This window comes from uncultured Paraglaciecola sp., from assembly GCF_937123705.1.
In the GTDB taxonomy this organism is placed as follows: Bacteria; Pseudomonadota; Gammaproteobacteria; order Enterobacterales; family Alteromonadaceae; genus Paraglaciecola.
Genome location: NZ_CAKZKO010000062.1, coordinates 1 through 21,443 on the forward strand (window position 1 = coordinate 1; position 21,443 = coordinate 21,443).

Sequence of the window (21,443 nt, forward strand, 5' to 3'; positions counted from 1 at the left end):
CAGAATACGTATTCTGTGGGTACAGTTGATGTGGTGGAGGTGGGTACAGGTATCAAGTGTGGAGGTGGGTACAGTTGTAATTTGAAGTGGGTACACTTACCTTAATTATTGAAGTGGGTACACTTGACAGCTTTTTGATTGTGTATTAATGTTGTGGGTACAGTTAAAGCGCAGCAATTAAACAAGGTGGTTAACATGAGTGGTTCATTAGATAAGACTCCCGAGATAGTCAGTAAGATTGTTCATATCCAGGAGGAAGCTGAGAAAAAAGGTAAGAATGCAGGTAAGTACATTACAGACCGATGTAACAAGATCGCCCGTGATGTACATAGTGATTTAGGTGTAGATGTCGATCCAAAAACAGGAGAGATGCTTTCCGAGCCTAAGTGTTCTTATCGGTGGTACGCCCAAATTATGGAACGGTACCGTGCTGCAGTTAAGGCTCTTGGCTATAAGCATCATGCTATTGAATACCACGTTAACGCCTTTATTCGTAAGTATCAGGACAAAAGACCGGATATAGTTGATCTGCTAGACCCGTCACTACCAATTGAGACCTTGCGAGACAATTACATCAAGATTCGTTCAGAACTGGTTAGTGGCTCCCAGATGAAACGAGACTTCACTTCGTTGAAGTTTGAGCATCATGCTTTCTATATGTTCAACCCTAAAGGTGCAGTTAAAGACTGGATACGCGACGACTCAGATAAGAGTTTGCGTGAAAAGCTGAACAATCAAATATTGGTAAATCCAGAATGGGTTAAGCAAACAGCTCACGATCTTTTGGTGAATAAGTCATCTACTTTGTCTGATTTAGCTATTGGTCTTGCTCTGGCTACTGGGCGCCGTGTAACCGAGGTTATGAAGACCGCAAAACTAACTAAAGTTGATGACAAGACGCTAATGTTTGCAGGTCAGCTAAAAACAAAGAATAGACGTCTGTTTGAGGAAGTTGCCCCTTATCGAATCCCTTCTATGGTTGATGCCGATATTGTAGTGAAAGCCTTGCAGCGCCTGAGAAAGGAGTCAGGAAAGATAGAGTTATCCTTTAAGGATGTACTTGGTCAGGAAGTAAAAGCCAAAATCAAAGGTGGCGATCCAAAAGACTATTATCACAACCAAGCTGTTCAAAAATACTTCACTAGTACACTTAACCGAGCAATCAGATCATTGCTTGGGGATGGTCGATTTACTTTTAAAGATACTCGTGCCATGTACACCGAAGTGACCTATGAAGAACATGCCAAAAGCGGTGAAACTCGTTCGGCCTATCGTCACCGCGTTCTTGGCCACAGCTTGATTGAAACCCAACTTCACTATGATGCATTCAAAGTTGATAGCTCAATTGAAAAAGTTGCCTATAAAACTGATGGTGACAAGGATATTGATACCAATCAACAAGAGCACTTGATTGAATACCTGGAGAAAGCTGATACCGCTGTTGAGATGTATCTTCGGGCGCCAAAGGTAGCCATCATGCATGAATGGCTGAAAGATGAAGTGAAAAACGGCTTGCAGCTTGATCAAATTACTCCGTCATATATTCGCAGGCACTGCTTAATTGATGGTAAGCAGTTGAACCTGAACACCATCAAAAAATACGTTGATGAGTTCATCAAGCTTAGTGAATACGAACCTCCGAAGAAAAAAGCTAAAAAACCGGATGGTAAAAAAGCTCGTGAACGTTTCGAGATTGAAGAGCGCCTTGAAGCGATTGAAGAACGTCAGGAAGAGATCACCAATGACCAGGATGAACTGGACGATGAGCTTGAATCGCTAAAAGAGCGAATGCGTGAAATCAAGGAAGAGAAGCAAGAGCTGGAGTCGGAACACGAAGAACTTGAATGGGAAGAATCTGAACTTCGTGAACGTCTCGAAGAACTGGAAGATGAGCCTGATGACGAAGACGATGACAGTGGTACTGATGTCGAACCTGAATCAGAAGAAGATAGTGAAGAACATACTGAAAATCAGGAGCAAGATGAAAAGCTTGATGCTGGTGGAGTGCCGTGGCCTGATGTCAAAGATATAAAGGTCTCGACAAGAAAAGATGGTAAGGGTTACTGGGCGAAAGCCATCGTGAATGATCATGTTTTCGAAGTGTGGTGTGCCGGTGCTCGTGGTGGTGCTATCAAGTCTCTCAAAGACAGTTACAAGAAACAGACAAGCTAACGATAACCCCCTCAAATAGAGGGGGTTTTCTTTATATATAATACTGTTATTATATACAGGTGGTTGCGGTTGACTGCTTGCTCAATCGCTTACACTTTCATCAGCGTGAAAATCATAAGGAGAAAACATGACTAGAGGTATATGAATGAAACCCGTAGGAAATGTAGATGAAAAAGACGTTGATGCAGCAGCAAGTGAAACAATGCGTACAAGACTTAGTAAAGACTCAGGAAAGGCTTTCCCCTGAAGCTAAACGACTAAGTGATCAGGAAGTAAAGGAGATTCGCTCCTTACTGCATGAAGCCGCTGACCTCATCCAGATGCTAGCATGATAAAGAGCCCCTACTTGGGGCTTTTTTTAATGGCATCAGCCAAAGACATTAAGAACTGAACCAGCACTTCCCTTACCTGGAGTGGTAACAACTTAGCTGCACTGGCTACATCATCCGCTTTCGTAAATTCATGGCTCAATAACGCCACGCTAACATCCATATCAGAAAGTTCTAAAGCATCGAGAATTCTTCTGTACTGGCCAAGCTTCATATCGGTCTCACCGGACTCCATTCTCTGGATAGTTCGGTAACTCAATCCCGTATAACCCGCTAAATCCTTTTGAGTCATACCCTTAGCTTCTCTGCAGTGCCGTAACACTGAAACAATCGGATCATATTTCATATAAATACACGTCACTTCTGTCGCTAATTTTAATAGTTCACGCCAGTTCTGACGTCTTGCGTGCATGTATCAGTTTTTTATCTGATTTTTCGGTTTATGCTCCAAGTTTCAATAAGCGTGCCAAATAGAGTGCGTTAAAAAAATGTTATGAATTATTGACGTATAGAAGAGTGCAAAGAAAAAGTTGGTAGGTTTTTTATATTGCGAACACATTTTGCAAATGATTTGCATATTGACGTTCGCCATGGAGTTGGAATGCACCAAAATAAAAACGATAAGCGAAGCCAGGCGTTAGTTCTTATGTTGCAACTAAAGGACGCTAGGGAAAAATTAAGGAACCAGGTAGCCAAAGACCATCACATTAATGACGATTTATTGGCCCTGTTACATGATGCGGAGGATATGCTCGAAATATTGATACAGTGAACCCTCAGCCAATGCGCTGATTCATGGAAGATGGTAGTTTTGGCGGTTTCTTTTACGATTTTCCGTAAAGGTGACCATAGTCAGATAAGAAATTCTTATTGATCTTATCCGCTAAACCACTAATTGAGACGTCACCTTTGTCTACACCGTCCAGAACTGCCTCCCATTGGCCCCCATTGAATAGATTTTTCGCGTATTCCATCGGGATACGCAGTCCATTCAGTGATGATTTAAGAAGACTTACCCAGCGTGAAGCCTTGTCTTGCTTGGTTTCCGGTTGATCCTCGTTTTTCACGTTATGTATATAATTAACAGGAGAAACGTGGATCACCTCACCACCCAGTAATTCAACTTTCAGGGCGGTTACGCTGGCTTGTTGGCGGCGGGTATGAATGCCGGACATTAGCGCCCAGCTGTCAGATTTGATGCCGTAGCGGAGGCGGCTGTCAGATTCAGCATTCTTGCGGCCCAGTTGCACTTTCTCAACCTTTAAGCCTAATACAGCTAGTAATCCATCCATAAAACCTTTCAGTGACTTCTTGCGGCTTACAGGGTCGATATAGCCGCCAAGCTTAGCCCAGTTGTTGAAGAAGTGGATGTTGTCACCACTAGTGATGTGATCCATTGCTTCTTGTAGTTTCTCTGGTGTCACATAGCCTTCACCAGTTTTAAGGTTTAGACCAGTGATCTCAAAGAAGTCACGAAGTACACGTTGACGTTTTAGGAAGTAATGACGGTCAGTTGGCTGAACACCATAGCTTTTTTCAGTGTCATCCAGCTGGCGTAAGTCACTTGGTTTAGCCTGCAGCAATTCAAAGTTGTTTGCTTTGCGAATACCGCCCTGGCGAAGGAAGTTAACCGAGTCTTCATTGACTTCCATTTGAAGCTGATTTTCGATGTCATAACGATTTAAGCGTGCTTTTTCTTCAACACTAATAGTTTGCTTGTTTTTTAGATCGTCATACTCAGGCTTATCTGGTGTGGTTTGGTCTAAATGGCGTGCCATTTCTTGAGCCTTCACGAGCTCACGAGCCGCTTCTTTCTCAGACTTACCTTTCTCAATATCTAGGTCAGACACATCCAAACGGCTTACCTTGTAACCCTCATCACACATGATGCAAATTAGGTTGCTAGCAAAATCATTCTTAGCTGCGTTTTCTTGAGTGCTGAGCTCGATGCGGAAACGGTCGAATTGCTGATCGTCAGTAGACACTTCAATTAGACCAGTATCTTTATTTAAGTTGATGTTCAGTTGGTTATCGTTAGCCAGTAACAAACCAAGCCACATATTAATAACGGATTCTTCGCGCTTGTTATGCATTGTTGCTAGGCCAATGATGAAATCACGGGCATTACGGTCACGGTGCATCATCTGCAGTGCATCTGATGGGGCAACCACGCCACGGAATAAACCGTAATGGCGAGTAAAGTGCTTGGTTTCCAGTGATACACCTGATGAGATTGCTGGAGAGTAGATCAAGTAATCATATTTTAGCTGTTCTACATCTGGCTTATCACAGAACGCTTCGGCTTCTTTGCTCGTTACCTTTTCAGTAGCGTTAATCAACAAGCCTTTTTTGTTTGGGTGTAGCTCTTTCATTCGAGCAAATAGGTTTTCAGCTTCGTTTGATGAATCAGTAGCAACAAGAACGCGCTGCCCAGCTGCCAGATCATCAAGAGCTTTTTGGAATACTGAATCAGAGTCAGCATATTTTACATTGATGTAGCTGCTGTCTGAATCTAGCTCAACAACGTGGATTTGTTCTGGTGGTAAACCCTGCTCTGCTCGTTTCGCATTGCGTTTATGTAGGGCAAGTTCGCAGAACTCAACCAACGTATCATTGGCATCAGCATCAGCAAGTAATACTTGGTTCTTGGTGTTCACCATCATATCGATCAAGCGATTGAATACGGCAACAGGGTAAGCAATTGCACCACCACAAGTGATGTGGCGTAGCGTTTGACACGCTTCATCTACAAACAAGGCATCAAGGTCATTCAGAATTGGATTGAATTTCCCCTTTAGGCAGCTGTTAATACAACACGCTAATTTAGTCGCATATTGAGCCATCACGTTGATCATATCATCCTGATAGTTCAGAACTGGTGAACGTGTGTCTGGGATTAAGTTGCCAGCGTTATCTGTTAGCTGTGGTTTATTCTTGTTGATTGTGGCTTCAGCACCACCGATAAGTGATACACGGTGAGCAAAGAAAGCTGTTTTGTCCATGGCCCACATTCCAGGAGTGATTAGCTCCTTGGTTTTACCAGAACCTTTACCTGCACGAACGACAACGAAACCGTTTAGGCTTTGGATGTGTTCACGAACCTTGGCATCAATGCGGGTTTGATTGTAATGAGTGTAAGTAATGTGCTCAGGGCGTACTTTTTTATCTGTGATGCGAGAAGAAAAAGAACGTGGAGCCTGAGCTGAACGAACTTTTGCACGCCATGTTTTTTCAATGTGACGCTTCACACCAGTTAGGTCATAACGGCCTTTGGCATGTTCTAGAGAAAGACGGATCATATTAATCACATCTCTCGGAGTGTATTTAGGGAACATAGCCATACCTGCATTCGCTGCAGCCTTAGCCATTTTTGAGATTTCAGCTTTTTCATGGCTGATGTATGCGAGTTTGGTTAGTGCGTTCTCAAATAGGTCACCATCCAGTTTGACAGTGGCAGCTTTACTTTTCAGTTGCTTCAGTACTTCACGAAGACCAGCGTGAATATGTAAGTCATTCCAGTCCGTTGGTTGGTATGCAGGATCCACTTTATCGAATGATGGAGCTACTGACTTAATGCCGTCATAGGTGCCTAACAATTCAAAGGCAATCAGCATACCTTTATTGCCTTTACCCTGTTTGCACTTCCATAAGTCGTTATCTGCAGCATCAACCAAATCAAGGTGTGGGCGGGTGCGCTTGTAATCCGCAATAACTTTTAGTTTGTTACCAGCATCGATAGCAACGATGACAGCAACATTGCGGTGAATTGATTGCCAAGCCTTGAAGATGGATGCGCCGGTTGCAAAACCTTCCACAACATAAACAAGCTCTGCAGTGTTCAAATTACCGATAACAAGATGAGCGCCATCTTTGGCCATACCCCAAGTGAAATCTTTATTTGTTGTAGAACCGTCTTGTTTTGTGATGTGGCGGTCATAGATACGCTGAACACCAACAGCTTGGCCATCAACGTTTTGAAGTAGTAAAGAAATGAAGTTTCCGTGCTTGTCTGAACCAGAACGAGCATCAACAATATTCAGAATATCTTCGATTTTTTTCTTTGCTGCATATACGAAAGAACCAGCTACTGGTAGCTGGCGGTGTTGGGAAAGTTCTTTTTGTACGTGAGCCGCTTTGCGCGCCTCTTCTCTTTCCTGCTCGGCGCGTGCGGCTTCTTGCTTGCGGGCTCTGTCTTTCTCCCGTTCTGCTTTCTTCGCCTTCCAGGTATCAACCTCGGCACTTGCAAAGTGATTGTCTTTCTCATCACGGTATAGCTCAACCAGCATCATGAAACCGTTGATAACAACAGAGTCACCAGCACCACCCTTGTTCTTTAGGGTGATAAGTGGGTATGTGATGCCGTCTTTGTGCTCCATGCTGGCATAGATACCAACAGAGTTTTTGAAGCCTTTTAGAAGGTGTTTGCCAGTTGCATTGACTTTACCTGCAGCGCCATTTTGCCAAGTGATGCGGTCAGCAATCTTAGCCCAATCAACACCGATAGAGGCTGCATCGCTAGAAATATCAGATAGAAAGTAATCGTACAGGTCATAGCCGCTGTTGAAGCGGTCACGATAGAAGCTGAGTAGTGGCGAGTTGTTCATCAATGTTCCTGCGTTTCAATTTGTACAAAAATACATTTCAACAAATGTATAAATTGACAAACGAACAAAAAACCATTGAGGAATTCCAAGAATCTGACTAAACTACCCATTGCCGTTACAGTTTGTTCTATTACGTCAGAACTTTGTTTTTTTGGGTAGTAGAGTCAGATTGTTCTCACCAGTTTGCCGACTGGTTTTCAATACTGTTACTTGTTTGCCGCAAGTTAGTATTGTTCGATTCTTGGAAAACCTTTGGTTTTTTATGCGAATACAATTCAACGTTGTTGAATCTGGAGCCTCACCCTCGGGTGGGGCTTTTCACTTTTTAACCAGCTGTTAAGCTTGTGCGAATAAGAATAACCGATCTTCGGAAATATGGAAAGTACAGATCACTGTTCTACATCCTGAATTTTCGTGACCGCCACACCGATTATCTGCATCTCTCTATCCACGGGTAAAATTGGGTATTGTGGGTTCAAGGGAGCCAAGAAGGTTCTACCTGAGTCGACCACTAATTTTTTAAAGGTACACTCATCCGTGCCAGAAAGTCTAACCACAACAAAATCTTTGTTCCTGGCTTCACGTTCTGGGTTCACGATAATCTTGCTGCCATCAGGGAACGAGTAAGCGGATCCTGATGGTGCCGTCATACTGTCACCCACTACATTTAGGGCAAAACAATTGCTCGAACATGGGTATGGGCTGAAAATCACCTCAAAATCATCGTCTAACAGCGATTCACTCCATCTCCCAGCCTGAACCGAGCTTAATACTGGTATAGGGTAAACATCTTGAGTTTTCGCCGCTGTGAGCCTGTCAGAGCCCTTATCTTGAGATGCGTCAAATAGCTTATCGAGGCTTATGCCATACAGCTGAGCCAATTTACCAATAGTGTTAAAACTTGGCTCGCTGACTTCTCCAAGTTCAATATTTGATTGCGTGGTGACCTTTACGCCAGTTTCCTCAGCGACCGTTCGCATGGTCATTTTCGCTTTCTTTCTTGCTTCTCGCAGAATCTTACCTATTTCCATCTTCTCATCTCTTCTCTAATCGCAGGTTACGTCTGCTGCATTCCTTGGCTTCCTGCTGTGCTATGTGATGGATTTCACGACTATCTAACTTACATTATCCAATAAAACGAATTACTTTTGAGTTAAAAACTTTATTATGGAATAATCTATCCTAATTACTGTATTTGGGAATCTCACAATGCTTACACCCCTCCGAGTTAAAAGGCAGAAAAAGTTTGGAACGCTTGAAGCGTTGCAAGATGCCTTGCAAGAAAAAGGCCTAGATAGAACAGTGGCGTACCTTAGTCGGCTTGAGCGAAATCAGTACTGGCCAAGTAAAGAGGTTGTACTGGCTTTAGTAGAGGTTTTTGAGGGGGCGTTAAGCCAGGACGAGATCCTGAATCCCGAAAAATATATGACTGAAGGTGAAGACGATGCTGCATAAGACGCTTGAAGATGTGTTGCTGCACCATACAAGCCAACTGATAGCTAATAGCTCAATGAGTCAAACCTCATTCATCTGTGAGCTATTGTTTCCGGCTTTAACGCAATCTGGTGTAGAGAAGCCAACCGACATACTGACCGCTGATGATTACGGTAAATGGGAATCTGCAAAGCGCCGTCAACTGAGCAGCATTATGAATGGCCACACTAACGTTCCTGCAAAGTGGGCTTTAGTTTGGGCTAAGTGCTTACCGGAGCCTTATGGTTCTGCAGCACGCTCTGACATGCTTGCTGTATTCGGTGTGATGGATATTAACCTCTCCCTTTTGGCAGGCAGAGTGACCCAACGTTCAAACCTTCCTGCATTGCTACGTGAGACAGCTGAAGTATTGGATGCTTCTGCAGAGGTGTGTGCTGATGGTCACTATGACAGTGATGATGATCCTAAGCAGCTGCAGCGCACTGCTGATGAATTACTGGATGTGGTTGAGCTCTGTCTTTGCGAGATGATGAGTATTCACCAAGTTACACCATTGACGGGCCGAGCGTCCGTGGTTGTAAAAATGTTCAAGTAGCTTTTTGTAATTTTGTACAAATGGCAAGGAGGCACCGTGATTAACGAACAAACACTTAGCGTTATAAGGACAGAGCTTATTGAAGCGCTGGGTGCTCCCTTGCTTGATCGAGTTAGTGAAGGTAGTGCGGTTTCAGGTAATGGCTGCAGTGTGACGTTTAAGCGTAGTAGCTGCCCTTTACCACCAAACGCTTTCCAGCTCAGCCAGATAACAAGAGTGGTTTGTATGCTGCCAGATAATCTTCAGGCTTGGGCGTTGTATGCCTATGGCCCGAAACAAGAGTGGAGTGCTGTTCAAGCGGTCACTCACGAACTTTGGCAGGAATTCCTAGCCAGCGAAACCACCAAGTTCAGAAAGAAGAAGCTTGAAACATTGAAAGGCATGGCGTTCTTGGCCGTGCAAGAGTGGCGAAACCAAGTGCTGTTTGAAAAAGAGCTTCATGCTCCAGGTAAGGTTCAGCAGCTGCTTAGCGTAAGTGAAGCAAATTGGCGCCGTGATTGGTTGCCGTTCTGGCGCAAGATGGGTGCGCTAATGGCTGGTATTGATAGGGAGATGCTTACAAATGTGTATCGAAATCAACCGAGAAGAGCGAAAGCTTCACATCGCAAAGATCGTGAAGTCGCATAAGGAAGGGATGAACCCGTGCCTGTCATGCAAAGTTGCGCCAAAGCTTGGTTATAACTACGGCAAAGAAACCAAAGTGGTTAACGGTGAAGAAAGACAGTTCAATTTTGAAGAGTTTACTTTTTACTGTCCTAGCTGTGGCTTTAAGTCTCACACCGTGAACGACATTATTGCTGCAATTAGCGGTTGGCATACAACGAACACACCAGGTAATGAGTTTTACGCTGACCGATGGATTGAGCAGCGAGAGAAGCAAAAAGCACAAGAGGAACAAGCTGCATGATGTATTTAGCTGTGTATTTAGGTGGTAATGGCGCTTTGCTCGTCGATAAAAAGACTCACGAACCGTTAAACCACCAACTAGGTGAGTTTGATGGTGATGATGAAGCCATTCAAAATGCTTGTGAACAGCTTGAATGTCAGCATGTTCATCGTGGTGTTATTACCAAGGGCTACGGTCTTGGTGGCTTCATGGTCATGAATGAGCAAGAGTTTTCAGCCATATGACCGAAGTATTCAGAGTTACAAAGAATGGTAATTTTTGGGATTTAACTACAGCTCGAAATCAAGTTGAGGCTTTGAGCTTGGCCCATAGTGGAAAGGTTAATTCCTTACCAGTAGATTTTCCTCGCTCAATGCGTGGACAAGAATTAACGGCTTGGGTAAATGGAAACGTTTTTGTAGTTCGCCCCGCCGAAGCTAAAACAAAATAAGGAACCAATAATGAGTGTTTTTCCTAAGAGCCTGATCATTTACACCTTTAGCCGTGATATTGGTCTAACCCAACCCGATACCGCTGATAAGTTGGAAAAGCTTCTGGCTGAATTTAAATTTCAACCTTGTGGCGGTACTGACAAAGTAAAGTTTGGCTTTACCCAACCAATGGGTGAGGAATCAGAACTTCTGGTTCACTCTGCAGATGGCAACATGATGATCAGCGTCATGAAGCAAACTAAAACCATTTCACCTGCAGCCTTTAACAAAAAGCTTCGAGCAAAACAGAAAGAAGTTGAAGAGCGTGAGCAGCGACCACTAAACAAACGAGAGATTGATAACTTAAAAGATGAGTTGTTAATTGATCTTCTTCCGTCAGTTCTGCCTGTCGATAAACGCACCAATGCCTACATTATCAATAATGCTCAGTATTTGGTTATTGATGCCGCCACCCACAAAGCAGCTGAAGATTTTACTGCCTTGCTTCGTAAAGCAATTGGTTCACTTCCAGTCACTCCAATTGAATGCACTAAGAGCGCTGCTGAAACAGTGATGACTGAGTGGGTTAAGTCTGGAGAAATGCCTGCAGGTTTCACTTTGGGTACCAATGCTGTTCTGAAGTCGGTACTTGAAGAAGGCGGTGTGATTCGTTGTAAGAATCAGGATTTAGCCAGTGATGAAGTTCTAAAGCATATTGAGAATGACAAAATGGTTGTTCAGCTGTCATTGGACTGGCAGGAACGTATCACTTTCACCATTAAAGAAGACCTATCAATAACCTCTATGAAGTTCAGTGATGAACTAAAAGACCAAAATGACGATATTGATCGAGAAGACAAGGCAGCTCGATTTGATGCTGACTTTGCTCTGGCCGTTGGTGAAATTAATGCACTGATTACTGATTTTGATAAGACCTTTGAGTTTTACCGCCATGAGAATGATATGGCGCCATCACAGTTACCAGAACCGGCACCAAAGGAAGATGAACCAGAACAAGAAAGTGAAGAGGTTGCTGAAGGTGAATGATCTATTGATGAGAGCTGAGCAGTTAGCGAAAAAAGCTGATGAGTTCAATCAAGACTTGCAGCGTCGAACTAAAACGGTGATTTACGTTGCAGGGCCAATGAGTGGAATGGTCAATGAAAATCGTGAGTCATTCTTTGCCATGGAGAGCAAATTAAAAGCCAGTGGTTTTATTGTCCTGAATCCAGCAGTGCTACCACAGGGTTTATCCCAGTCACAATACATGGATATTGACCTTGCAATGTTGCGCTCAGCCGATGTTCTTTGCCTGTTAGATGGTTGGCAACATAGTCCAGGTGCGGTTACTGAGTATCACCTGGCTTATAAGCTAGGCATGAATATCGTTATGGAAGACCAGATTGAAAAAATAGTAGATGGTGCATTACCCGTTGCTTGTTAAATGTATTCGCATAAAAAGCGTGCTGAATCGGCAAGTTCAGCACTAAAGGAGAGTTTCATGGAACAGTTAGTTATCGGCAAACAATATAAAGCTCATCATCCTGAAGTGGTTTTTGATGACTTAGACGGCAAAGATGTAGTTATTCCTGCTCAAGATAAAAACCTGAAGGTTTTACCTAAGCCTGAGATGGTCTATGTAGATGATGGCTTTGGTGAAAAGTATGAGCCGTTACCAGAACATCTTCGTGGCCCTGAATGGTACGCAGTTAAGAACCTCGATACAGGTCACTTTCATTGGTTTAATGCAACAGGCTGGTTTTGCCAGTTAACAGATATAAAGTAGTGGGATAAAGCAATGGCTATAAAATTACAACAAATTACGGGAAATAAGTTACATGAACGCTTGGCAGCCTACTGCCTCCCAATCTTTGAAGCTTCATTGAAAACAATCCGCCGTCATGAAAATGGAAAGCCAACAGAAACTTATTTAGAGTCAAATATTGAAGTCACGGATGGAACCGTAATTCTGTTGGTAGCAAGACTTAATCATGATTTTGAAGATGGTGAATTTACAGCCTTTTTGAACCCATCAGACACATGCCGTGAGTTGGTTAAAAGATGGAAAAGTACAACCTACTTTGGCAATGACTTTTCAAGACTATATGGTAAAGAGTGCGATTCAGCTGTTTGCGTTTGGGTAGATTCATATCAGGAAGATGGGGTCTGTATAAGAAATAAATATACATCAGAGTCTTCAAAGAATAATGAGTACTGGCTGTAGATTCTATAAGAGAAGTAACAACAATTGTATTTATGAACAAAGTCACATTTTACCAAAAATACAAATGGACAAAATGACACGGTAGTATTATCATATTTACTACATTGGAAAAGTGTACGCAAAGCCACCTAATCAGGTGGCTTTTTTTATACCTGAAATATGAGGTTAATCATGGATCAATACCTGATTGCCTTCTTTGCCTTTGCTCTCTCCCTTATTCGAACATTCACCGTAGTCATGTTGGCGTGGTTCACACTACGTCAGCTAGATAAGCGTATGGGATTCGTGTTCGCAGATTGGTGGAAAGAAGCAGATGACAAAGCTAAGGCATATTATTTGGCTGCTCGTTGTTTCGCTGTGTTCCTCGCCTTCAGCATTTGCATGGCATAACAAATATGACTGGCAAATAAAAAAGGCTGCACGTCACTATCTTCCTGCCGTTCCTTGGCAACTCTATAAAGCGCAACTGATCCAAGAATCATCATTGAACCCTAATGCTATCAGCCCAGTTGGTGCTGAGGGCGTTGCACAGTTCATGCCTGGTACTTGGTCTGATGTTTCGCGTGAGTTAGGGCTGCTGGGTTCGCCTACTGATGCAGAGCTAGCTATTCCAGCTGGCGCTTATTACATGGCAAAACTCAGGAACATTTGGAAGTGGCCGCGCCCAGAAGAAGACCGTCACAACTTGGCAATGGCTTGTTATAACGCAGGCTGTGGAAACATCCTCAAGGCTCAAAGGCTTTGTGGTAACCCTTCGCGCTATGAACCGATTATGCAGTGCTTGCCTGATGTAACAGGTAAGCACGCAAAAGAGACCATGGGTTATGCACCACGGATAAGGCGCATCTATAAGCGATTGGTTTATGAATAGATTAGTTATAGGCGTTGTAGCAGCGTTGTTGGCTATTGGCACGATTGGTTATCAAGGAATGATGATCAAGGCATTGAATGCTGAAGTTGCCTTGGCCAACGACAAAACTGAACAAGCCAACAAAAACCGTGATGAGGTTGCTGCCAGTCTGAGAGATTCAGAGGCATCCAAGCAAGCGCTCATTGCTGATTTAAAACATCGTGATGCTGTATTAGCTAAACGTGATGCTGCTCTGCAGAAGAGTAAGCAAGAACTGGCGGAGTTGTCGAATACGCTGAGAGGACTGAGGAAAAATGATGATGAGTACAAAACGTGGTCTCAAGCTCGTGTTCCTGATGCTGTTATCCGGCTGCTCCGCCACACCCGAACCGGCGAAAGTGATAGTGAAGACGGTGATTGAAAAAGAAACCGTTCCAGAACACCTAGCCCGTGATTGCCCTTTGCCGGAAATACCTGCAGAGGGCAGTTCAAATGACCCACTGACTGAGTACATGGTCAGGATGGAAACCGCACTGAAAGATTGCAATATAGATAAGAAGAGCATCCGACAATGGCAGAACCAACAACAAACACCTTAGCAAACACATCCGCTGCCATCGTCATAGCGAACGGTGTATCTGAGAGTGGGTTTGCCAAATCGCTGCTCAGCGCATCCTTTGAGCAGGTTATCAATGGTCAGTTTTACTGGCAGTTATCAGACATCATCACGCTGGTATGTAGTGCCATCGTGATTATCAATTACGTTCAAACACGTATTGAGAAGCGCAAGCAAAACCGCCCAGAAGAGAGACAAGGAAAGTCAGTGGCAAACAGTATTGAGTAGCTGTAACGGCAGTACTCAGGGGGCATGGCTGCCCCCTTTTCTTTTGGGCTTAACGTAAGGACACAACATGAAACTAATAGAGAACTGGAAGAAAGCCTGGCAGCTTTGGTCTGTGCAGTGTGCATTCTTCATGGCCTTGGTGAACGTTGCTATCTCATTGCTACCATTGCTGCAGCAAGAGCTGAGCATCACAGTGTATGCACTGGTCAATGCTTTGCTTGGCATCGCCTTAGCAGTGCTGCGTGTGCTATCGCAAGCACCCAAAAAGGTTTAGGTACTTCCCCAGAGTTGGGAACACCACGGGGCTGAGACTCGCCCTGTTTGCCCCGTTTTATGATCGAAAATCCAGTCCTTTCTTCCCTTGATAAAAAGAAAGGACTGTTCTTGCCAGCCCAGAACTGGCGTGGGTTTTCTTTGTTTTATGAGTTGGGAGCAGCTTCTAAAACAAAGGACTTCCGTACAAAATCACAATTTATCTTTTGTCCTTTCTCACAAATGAACATTTGTACTTATGTCCAAAGTAAATCGAAACGAATTCGCTGAACTGGTTGGCTACTCGCCAAAATGGATCGGTACGTTCATTGATGAAGGTATGCCGCATGAAGGTGGCGGTGGTCGAGGCAAGCCTTTGATCATTGATACTGAATCTGCCATTAAGTGGCTCATCGAACGAGAAGTTAAAAAGCAACTGGGAGAGACTGAATCCGAGGACAACACTCCAAAAGCTGGCACCAAAGATGGTGAAGAGTTGTTGCTGACAAAAGCCAAACGTAGGAAGGCCGAGGTTGAAGCCAAGAAAGCTGAAGAGTCAGTGATTGACCTTCAGGACGTAGGCCAGTTTTTATATGCCATCAGCACCTTGTTCGGGAACGAATGCAACGGCCTTGGTGCTCGGCTAGCTCCCGAGGTTGCGCCAGTAGATGAACCAGCAAAATGTAAGCACATTATCGACGTTGAGTGTCGACGTGTCCGAGCTGCCACCGCTGACCGCATCCGTGAATTCGTTACTGAATATCGTGCTAAGCGCGGCGGAGATGGTGGAAGCTCCACCGATGAGGAACGCAGCTGAGTGGGCCACGCAAAATAGAATCATGCCTCCAGGTTCTCCGATACCTGGGCCATTCGATACAACATCAACACCGTACATGATTCCAGTCTGTATCGCGTTTGCCGATCCAGTATTCAATAAAATCACATTCGTCATGGGTACGCAGATGGGTAAATCTGCCACCATGCAAAATGTTATCGGTTGGCGTCTCGATGACGAACCTGCCCCGATCATTTATGTCGGCCCTACAGAATCAAACATAAATAATGTGGTTGAGCCGAAAATTGTTGAAATGTTTACCGAGGCAAAAAGCTTATGGGTGAAGTTCGACAAGAAAAGTTCAAAACATAAAAAGCGCATCGCAGGTGTTTCTTTGCGTTTTGCGTGGGCGGGTTCAGCCACTGAGTTGGCATCAGATTCCGCCGTGATCACCTTAGTTGATGAGCTTGACCGTCCAGATGAAAACGCCACTGGCGAAGGTTCATTGGATGAAATTGCAGAGGCGCGTGGTGATGCTTATACAGATTCAAAACTTGGGCTGACAAGTACACCAACTCACGGGAAAGTATCCACGACAGTTCATCCCGACACAGGAATGACGCACTGGGCTGTTGCAACTAAAGGTAAAGTTTCAAGCCCTATCTGGTTGCAGTGGGAGCAAGGAACGCGTCATGAATGGTCAGTACCTTGTCCAGACTGTGATGAATATTTCATACCTCGAAGTGAATTGCTTTGGTGGCCTGGTAAGGGTACTGAAGATGAATGTACGCCAGCTAAAGCCGCAAAAGAGGCTAGGCTGATTTGTCCTCACTGTGGTTCACAGATTGAAGATAATAAGCGAAAGCTTATGAATGCTAAGGGTGTTGCTATTGCTCCAGGGCAAATTGCTCGCCCTTATGATGATCAGCATGTGGAGTTTGAACAGGATGGCCAGAAGCTGGTTATGCCTTTTCATTCAATGATTCACCCCGTCGAGGAAAACAGTCATTTCAGTATTTGGGTTAGTGGGTTGTGTTCATTCTCTTCAAAGAAGAGCTATGGATACTTAGCCAGAAAATTACTGCAAGCATTAAAAAGTGGTGACCCGAATAAGTTGTTATCTGTATACAACACGGGCTTTGGTGAGATTTATGCCGTAGTTGGTGACGCTCCCGAATGGGAAGAAGTTTATAAACTTCGTTCTACCTACTCATCCGGTGATATTCCTGATGGTGTTCACACGCTGATTTGCACGGTCGACGTACAGAAAAACCGTTTGGTTTATACCGTTCGAGGCTGGATGAATGGAATGTCATCAAGGCTTATTGAGTTTGGTGAGTTATGGGGTGATACGGACAAGCCTGAAGTATGGGCTGACCTTGATACTTTAATGGATCAGGAGTTTGGTGATCATCGCATCCGCCTTTGTGGTGTTGATGCTGGTTACCGAACTGATGAGGTTTATGCGTGGGTTCGTCGTAACAAATCACGCGCACGCGCCCTGATGGGATGGAAGCATCTACCCAAACCATTCCGAATGACCCGGGTTGAAGTAGATAAACAAGGTAAGGTTCGTAAGCGTGGTGATAAGCGTTGGGACTTTGATGCCAGTTTAGCCAAAGCTTGGGTTCATAACCGTGTTCGTTGGGATCGTGGTCGAACCGGTGATTGGTTGCTGCCAGCCGATGTTTCTGAAGACTACTGTAAGCAGATTGTTGCTGAAGAGTTTGATGAGGAAAAAGGCGAGTGGAACCGAGTCAGTAAAGATAACCACTTTCTTGACTGTGAGGGCATGAACTACATGTGTGCCAGAATGCTCCGTATTGACCGGACAAAGAAAAAACCGAAGGACGATGAGGATGAAACCGAACCGGACACGGTAGCCGATGAGGCTGAAGACGATGAGCAGGACGAAGATGAAATTAAGCCTGTTAAATTAAAGAAACGTAAGCGCCGAATAATCCGGCGTAAAAAAGGAAACTTTGCAAAATCATGGTAATCCCGACAGAGATCGTTTCAGGTCTGTCGGTTAGCTTCCGTGTTTCTCTCCTTGATTACCCTGCCAGTGAGTGGGGTGCCAACCTCTATCTAGTTTCGCTGAACAACAAAGTTGAAATCACTGCCACAAATGACGGTGATGATTTTGTGTTTTCTGCTACTGCAGCAGAAACCGCTCAATGGTCAGCAGAGAAGTACAGTGCCTTGATACGGGTGACTAAAGGAGAGGATGTTCACCAGCCAGTGAGCGAGCGGCTGACAGTGCTGCCAAACCTAGCAGCAATGGATAGCCATGACCCGCGCAGTGATGCTGAAAAAGCGTTATTTGCCATTCAGGCAACATTGGCTAATCGGGCAACTTCCGATCAGCTCAAGCTGTCGTTTGGAGGTCGCAGCCTGGAAAAAACCCCGCTTAGTGATTTGTTAAAACTCGAAGCGAGATTTATCCGGCAGGTGAACAATGAGCGCAGAAAGAAAGCTGGCCGAAGCCTGTTCAAAATTAACAAAGTGAGGATGCGGTAATGTGGAATCCATTTAAACGGTCACCGCAGATAGCGCCTCAAGATACTTCTAGGAAGCGCCGCAAAGCGCCAACCATTCGACTTAATTCATCATCAAGAAGCTTATTTGCTGCAGCTGATCCAGATAGAAATAACGCTACTTGGGATTCATCGCCCGTGCCGATAGGCAAGATGATTGATCAAAAGCTTTCGGTGTTGGTTGCTCGTTCTAGGGAACAAATCAGCAATAACGATTATGCCCGTGGGTTTGTGCGTGAAGTTAGAAAGAACGTGCTTGGCCACAAAGGCATAATTCTTCAAGTGCGAGCTAGAGAACCGTCTGGTGGTTTAGACACTTACGGTAATGCTGCAGTAGAGAAAGCTTTCAAAAAGTGGTCTCGACGAGAGAACTGCACAGTTGATGGTCGCTTGGATTGGCGCCGAGCTAAACGAGTGATCTTGAATACTGTTGTCGGTAGTGGTGAATCCTTTGTTCGATTGGTAGAAGGTTCAGCAGCTGGCCCTTGGGGCTTTGCTATCCAGTTACTGGATCCATTACGGGTACCAATTAGCCTGAATGATTCACGCTTAGCTAACGGAAATATCATCCGTCATGGCATTGAAATGACGCCTTACGGGCGAATAGTTGCCTATATGGTTGAAACCAAAGCTGGCGTTCTGGCTGATGCGTACCGTCATGATGGTAAAGAATTTGAGCGTGTACTTGCTGAAAACATGCTTCACATCTTTGACCAAGAGCATCCAGAACAGTTTCGAGGGATACCTTGGAATCATACCTCTTTAAGTCGGATGCGTAATCTAGCAGGTTTTGAAGAGGCATCAGTTATTAATGCTCGTGCCGGTGCCAGTAAAACAATGGTGCTAAAAGCGGATCCTGATGTATTTGAAGTAGATGATGATGGTGAAGTTGAAGAGCCTGATATTGAGCTTGAAGCTAACACGGTAGTTACCTTGCCTGTGGGTTATGAGCCCGTTGATTATTCTCCAGACTTCCCTTCGTCAGATACTGCAGCTTTTTCTAAACACATGCTTCGAGGTATGGCTACTGGTCAGGGCGCCGCTTACAACACCTTTGCCAATGACCTTGAAGGTGTGAACTTTAGTTCCATTCGACAAGGAAAACTTGATGAACGTGACGGCTGGAAAGAACTGCAAGAGTGGTTCATTGAAGCTGTATGCCAACGGGTTTATGAGCGTTGGCTTGAATACTCCTTACTGTCTGGACAAATCCTAAACACTAACGGAACCCCGCTACCTGCATCACGCTATGAGAAGTTTTTGGCTGTGGAGTGGCAAGCACGCCGTTGGGAGTGGGTTGATCCTCTCAAGGAAGAAAAAGCCATTACTGAAGCCTCAACAAATGGCCGCAAGTCTCCAGGTGAAGCTATCCGAGAGTCAGGGCGTGACCCAGCAGAAGTATGGAAAGCCTATGCGGCAGACATACAAGCTATGCGTGATGAGGGAATACCTGAAGACATGATCATGAAAATCCTTGGCATAAAGGTCAACGGGACAGGAGTTTCAAGCAATGCCGAAGCCGAACAAGAAGAAGAATAACCTGAGCGCTAGCGAACTGTTGCGCCAAGTCTCAGGTCAGCCGATTTACCGAAACTATACGGTTGAATCGGTGAATGAAGATGACCGTACAGTTGAGTTGTCATTTTCCAGTGAACATGCCGTTCCTCGTTGGTTTGGTTTTGAAGTTCTGGATCATGGTTCTGGCTCAGTTCGCATGGAGCGATTTGAGAATGGAGCCTCTGCATTAGTAAACCATGACTGGGATGACCTAGTTGGGGTTATAGATGAAGCCAGAATTGAAAACAAAACAGGTCGAGCCAAGGTTCGTTTCGGTACCAGCGACCGAGCTGAAGAAATTTGGCAAGACGTTAAATCGGGGATCCGAAAACATATTTCCATTGGGTACATGGTTCACGCCATGGTGCTTGAGAAAGATGAAGATGATGTTCGCACATACCGAGTCACCGACTGGGAGCCGTTTGAGCTTTCATTCGTTACCGTGCCAGCTGACCCCACCGTAGGTGTAGGGCGTAGCCTGGACATTTCTGATAAATACCAAACTAAACTGCGTGAAATGGGACTATTGCCGGACGGCGCAGAATTTGAACCTGAAGAACGGAGCAATCCAACTATGAAAGAAAAAATCCTTCGTGATGCCACTGGCCGTCTGGTACGTGCAAAGGTCGATGACAAAGACGCTATTGTTGAAATCCTTGAAGTTATCGAAGAAGCCAATACTGAACGTAATCTTGGCGTAGACGCTGAACAAACCCGTGTACGTGAGATCCTTGAGCTCGCAGAAACCTACGGTAACCGTGGTGTTAGCCCTTACAGTTATCTGCGTGATAAAACCAAAACAGCTGCAGACTTCCAGCGAGCACTACTAGATGCTGGTGCTAAAGATGGCGGTGGTTCTGGTAAACGCGCCGCAACTCCTTCAGCAGCAGATAGCCCAGATATTGGTTTGTCTGATTCTGAAATTCGTGGTTACTCATTCTTGAATGTGTTGCGTTACCTGTCTAACCCAACGAACGAGAAATATCGTCAAGCAGCTGCATTTGAGCTTGAAGCGTCAGAAGTTGCAGCAGACAAAATGAAGCGTGAAGCTCAAGGTATCATCGTCCCTAATGATGTACTTCGTGCAGCTGGGCCAATTTCGAAATCTGGCACCGGTGGCAATCTGGTTGCAACGGAACATATGTCAGGCAGCTTTATTGATATGTTGTACAACACATCAGCTGTAATGCCATATGCTACTACGCTGACTGGTCTTGTTGGTGATCTTGCTATCCCGACCCAAGAAGGTGGTGCAACAGGTTACTGGCTTGGTGAAGATGCTGATGCAACTCTGTCAGAAATCACCTTTGGTGAGCGTCAATTGCAGAACCGCACTTGTGCGGCAATGGTTGAAATGACTCGTAAGATGTTAATGCAGGGCTCTCCAGATGTTGAAATGCTTGCTCGTCGTGACATCGCTAAAGCTGTGGCTCTGACAATCGATAAAGCAGCTCTTTATGGTACAGGTGGTGATCAACCACTTGGCCTAGCAGGCATTACTGGTGTAAACGGTCAAGACTTTGCTGCAATTAATCCAACCTATAACGAAATCGTAGGTATGGAAACGGAGATTGCTGCAGATAATGCCGATATTGGTTCTATGCTGTACCTGATGAATGCCAAAGGTCGCGGTCACTGTAAGACATCTCAAAAGTTTGATGGTACTAACGGAAGCCCAATTTGGGAGCAGGGCAATACTGTTAACGGTTATAACACCCATGTTAGCAACCAGATCACTGATGGTGATTACTGGTTTGGTGTTTGGTCTGAGCTATTGATTGGTATGTGGGGCGGTCTGGATCTAACGATTGACCCATACACTCATAGTGCGAAAGGTCGTCTTCGTATTGTAGCTTTCCAAGATGCTGATATTGCTGTTCGTCATCCTGCAGCGTTCTGCTTGGGTAAAAAACCTACAGCGTAAGTAAATTAAATCATTATTGAAGCCACTCT

26 protein-coding genes are annotated in these 21,443 nt (G+C 44.7%); 23 read left to right on the plus strand and 3 right to left on the minus strand.

The genetic code is table 11. From position 1 onward, the window contains the following. Positions 1 to 195: 195 nt before the first annotated feature. Both Q0688_RS10295 and Q0688_RS10300 read left to right on the plus strand, forming a co-directional pair. Positions 196 to 2,172, plus strand: a complete 1,977-nt coding sequence (locus Q0688_RS10295; protein ID WP_299075646.1) for a protelomerase family protein — start codon at positions 196 to 198, stop codon at positions 2,170 to 2,172. Between the two features lie 167 nt (positions 2,173 to 2,339). Next, a complete protein-coding gene (locus Q0688_RS10300) occupies positions 2,340 to 2,504 on the plus strand; it encodes a hypothetical protein (protein WP_016785864.1) in 165 nt (54 codons plus the stop codon). 10 nt (positions 2,505 to 2,514) lie between these two features. On the opposite strand, the gene Q0688_RS10305 is transcribed toward Q0688_RS10300, so the two are convergent. Beyond that, positions 2,515 to 2,913 carry a helix-turn-helix transcriptional regulator gene (locus Q0688_RS10305; protein WP_299075656.1) on the minus strand — a complete coding sequence of 133 codons (399 nt, stop codon included), beginning with the start codon at positions 2,911 to 2,913 and terminating at the stop codon, positions 2,515 to 2,517. A gap of 189 nt (positions 2,914 to 3,102) precedes the next feature. Between Q0688_RS10305 and Q0688_RS10310 the strand changes: the two genes are divergently transcribed. Further along, entirely contained in the window at positions 3,103 to 3,273 is a 171-nt protein-coding gene (locus tag Q0688_RS10310; protein ID WP_016785866.1) for a hypothetical protein, read from the plus strand. 52 nt (positions 3,274 to 3,325) lie between these two features. On the opposite strand, the gene Q0688_RS10315 is transcribed toward Q0688_RS10310, so the two are convergent. Both Q0688_RS10315 and Q0688_RS10320 read right to left on the minus strand, forming a co-directional pair. Further along, positions 3,326 to 7,105 carry a plasmid replication protein, CyRepA1 family gene (locus Q0688_RS10315; RefSeq protein WP_299075659.1) on the minus strand — a complete coding sequence of 1,260 codons (3,780 nt, stop codon included), beginning with the start codon at positions 7,103 to 7,105 and terminating at the stop codon, positions 3,326 to 3,328. 389 nt (positions 7,106 to 7,494) lie between these two features. Continuing rightward, complete coding sequence (locus Q0688_RS10320; protein ID WP_016785868.1) at positions 7,495 to 8,136, minus strand: S24 family peptidase; 642 nt, start codon at positions 8,134 to 8,136, stop codon at positions 7,495 to 7,497. A 178-nt stretch (positions 8,137 to 8,314) separates the two neighbouring features. On the opposite strand from Q0688_RS10320, the gene Q0688_RS10325 reads away from it, so the two are divergent. From Q0688_RS10325 to Q0688_RS10420, 20 genes are all read left to right on the plus strand, one after another. Further along, positions 8,315 to 8,560 (plus strand): helix-turn-helix domain-containing protein, encoded by a 246-nt coding sequence (locus Q0688_RS10325; protein ID WP_016785869.1) that lies wholly within the window; start codon positions 8,315 to 8,317, stop codon positions 8,558 to 8,560. Next, positions 8,550 to 9,134, plus strand: a complete 585-nt coding sequence (locus tag Q0688_RS10330; RefSeq protein WP_016785870.1) for a hypothetical protein — start codon at positions 8,550 to 8,552, stop codon at positions 9,132 to 9,134. The genes Q0688_RS10325 and Q0688_RS10330 overlap by 11 nt, the downstream gene beginning before the upstream one ends. A gap of 36 nt (positions 9,135 to 9,170) precedes the next feature. Next, positions 9,171 to 9,761 (plus strand): bacteriophage antitermination protein Q, encoded by a 591-nt coding sequence (locus Q0688_RS10335; RefSeq protein WP_299075670.1) that lies wholly within the window; start codon positions 9,171 to 9,173, stop codon positions 9,759 to 9,761. Positions 9,762 to 9,768: 7 nt separating this feature from the next. After that, positions 9,769 to 10,041, plus strand: a complete 273-nt coding sequence (locus Q0688_RS10340) for a hypothetical protein (RefSeq protein ID WP_016785872.1) — start codon at positions 9,769 to 9,771, stop codon at positions 10,039 to 10,041. Then, on the plus strand, positions 10,038 to 10,265 hold the full coding sequence (locus tag Q0688_RS10345) for a hypothetical protein (protein ID WP_299075673.1): 228 nt from the start codon (positions 10,038 to 10,040) through the stop codon (positions 10,263 to 10,265). Before Q0688_RS10340 ends, Q0688_RS10345 begins: the two co-directional genes overlap by 4 nt. Then, positions 10,262 to 10,471: a hypothetical protein gene (locus tag Q0688_RS10350; protein WP_016785874.1), complete on the plus strand. Its 210-nt coding sequence runs from the start codon at positions 10,262 to 10,264 to the stop codon at positions 10,469 to 10,471. The genes Q0688_RS10345 and Q0688_RS10350 overlap by 4 nt, the downstream gene beginning before the upstream one ends. A gap of 10 nt (positions 10,472 to 10,481) precedes the next feature. Next, on the plus strand, positions 10,482 to 11,498 hold the full coding sequence (rdgC, locus tag Q0688_RS10355) for a recombination-associated protein RdgC (RefSeq protein ID WP_299075676.1): 1,017 nt from the start codon (positions 10,482 to 10,484) through the stop codon (positions 11,496 to 11,498). Further along, positions 11,491 to 11,895: a DUF4406 domain-containing protein gene (locus tag Q0688_RS10360; RefSeq protein ID WP_299075679.1), complete on the plus strand. Its 405-nt coding sequence runs from the start codon at positions 11,491 to 11,493 to the stop codon at positions 11,893 to 11,895. Before rdgC ends, Q0688_RS10360 begins: the two co-directional genes overlap by 8 nt. A gap of 57 nt (positions 11,896 to 11,952) precedes the next feature. After that, positions 11,953 to 12,237, plus strand: coding sequence for a hypothetical protein (locus tag Q0688_RS10365; protein ID WP_299075683.1), 285 nt, complete (start codon positions 11,953 to 11,955; stop codon positions 12,235 to 12,237). 12 nt (positions 12,238 to 12,249) lie between these two features. Further along, a complete protein-coding gene (locus Q0688_RS10370; protein WP_299075686.1) occupies positions 12,250 to 12,675 on the plus strand; it encodes a hypothetical protein in 426 nt (141 codons plus the stop codon). 313 nt (positions 12,676 to 12,988) lie between these two features. Then, complete coding sequence (locus tag Q0688_RS10375; RefSeq protein WP_029189627.1) at positions 12,989 to 13,546, plus strand: transglycosylase SLT domain-containing protein; 558 nt, start codon at positions 12,989 to 12,991, stop codon at positions 13,544 to 13,546. After that, entirely contained in the window at positions 13,539 to 13,946 is a 408-nt protein-coding gene (locus Q0688_RS10380) for a hypothetical protein (RefSeq protein WP_299075695.1), read from the plus strand. The genes Q0688_RS10375 and Q0688_RS10380 overlap by 8 nt, the downstream gene beginning before the upstream one ends. Continuing rightward, positions 13,882 to 14,124, plus strand: coding sequence for a hypothetical protein (locus Q0688_RS10385; protein ID WP_241815104.1), 243 nt, complete (start codon positions 13,882 to 13,884; stop codon positions 14,122 to 14,124). Before Q0688_RS10380 ends, Q0688_RS10385 begins: the two co-directional genes overlap by 65 nt. Then, entirely contained in the window at positions 14,097 to 14,369 is a 273-nt protein-coding gene (locus tag Q0688_RS10390) for a hypothetical protein (RefSeq protein ID WP_299075709.1), read from the plus strand. The genes Q0688_RS10385 and Q0688_RS10390 overlap by 28 nt, the downstream gene beginning before the upstream one ends. A gap of 67 nt (positions 14,370 to 14,436) precedes the next feature. Next, positions 14,437 to 14,643, plus strand: a complete 207-nt coding sequence (locus Q0688_RS10395; protein ID WP_016785883.1) for a hypothetical protein — start codon at positions 14,437 to 14,439, stop codon at positions 14,641 to 14,643. Between the two features lie 237 nt (positions 14,644 to 14,880). Further along, positions 14,881 to 15,438, plus strand: a complete 558-nt coding sequence (locus Q0688_RS10400; RefSeq protein ID WP_299075715.1) for a terminase small subunit — start codon at positions 14,881 to 14,883, stop codon at positions 15,436 to 15,438. Further along, positions 15,422 to 17,395, plus strand: a complete 1,974-nt coding sequence (locus tag Q0688_RS10405; RefSeq protein WP_299075717.1) for a terminase gpA endonuclease subunit — start codon at positions 15,422 to 15,424, stop codon at positions 17,393 to 17,395. Before Q0688_RS10400 ends, Q0688_RS10405 begins: the two co-directional genes overlap by 17 nt. After that, on the plus strand, positions 17,389 to 17,916 hold the full coding sequence (locus Q0688_RS10410) for a hypothetical protein (protein ID WP_299075720.1): 528 nt from the start codon (positions 17,389 to 17,391) through the stop codon (positions 17,914 to 17,916). The genes Q0688_RS10405 and Q0688_RS10410 overlap by 7 nt, the downstream gene beginning before the upstream one ends. Further along, positions 17,916 to 19,472, plus strand: coding sequence for a phage portal protein (locus Q0688_RS10415; protein ID WP_299075723.1), 1,557 nt, complete (start codon positions 17,916 to 17,918; stop codon positions 19,470 to 19,472). The genes Q0688_RS10410 and Q0688_RS10415 overlap by 1 nt, the downstream gene beginning before the upstream one ends. Next, positions 19,444 to 21,414 (plus strand): phage major capsid protein, encoded by a 1,971-nt coding sequence (locus tag Q0688_RS10420; RefSeq protein WP_299075725.1) that lies wholly within the window; start codon positions 19,444 to 19,446, stop codon positions 21,412 to 21,414. The genes Q0688_RS10415 and Q0688_RS10420 overlap by 29 nt, the downstream gene beginning before the upstream one ends. Positions 21,415 to 21,443 lie beyond the last annotated feature (29 nt).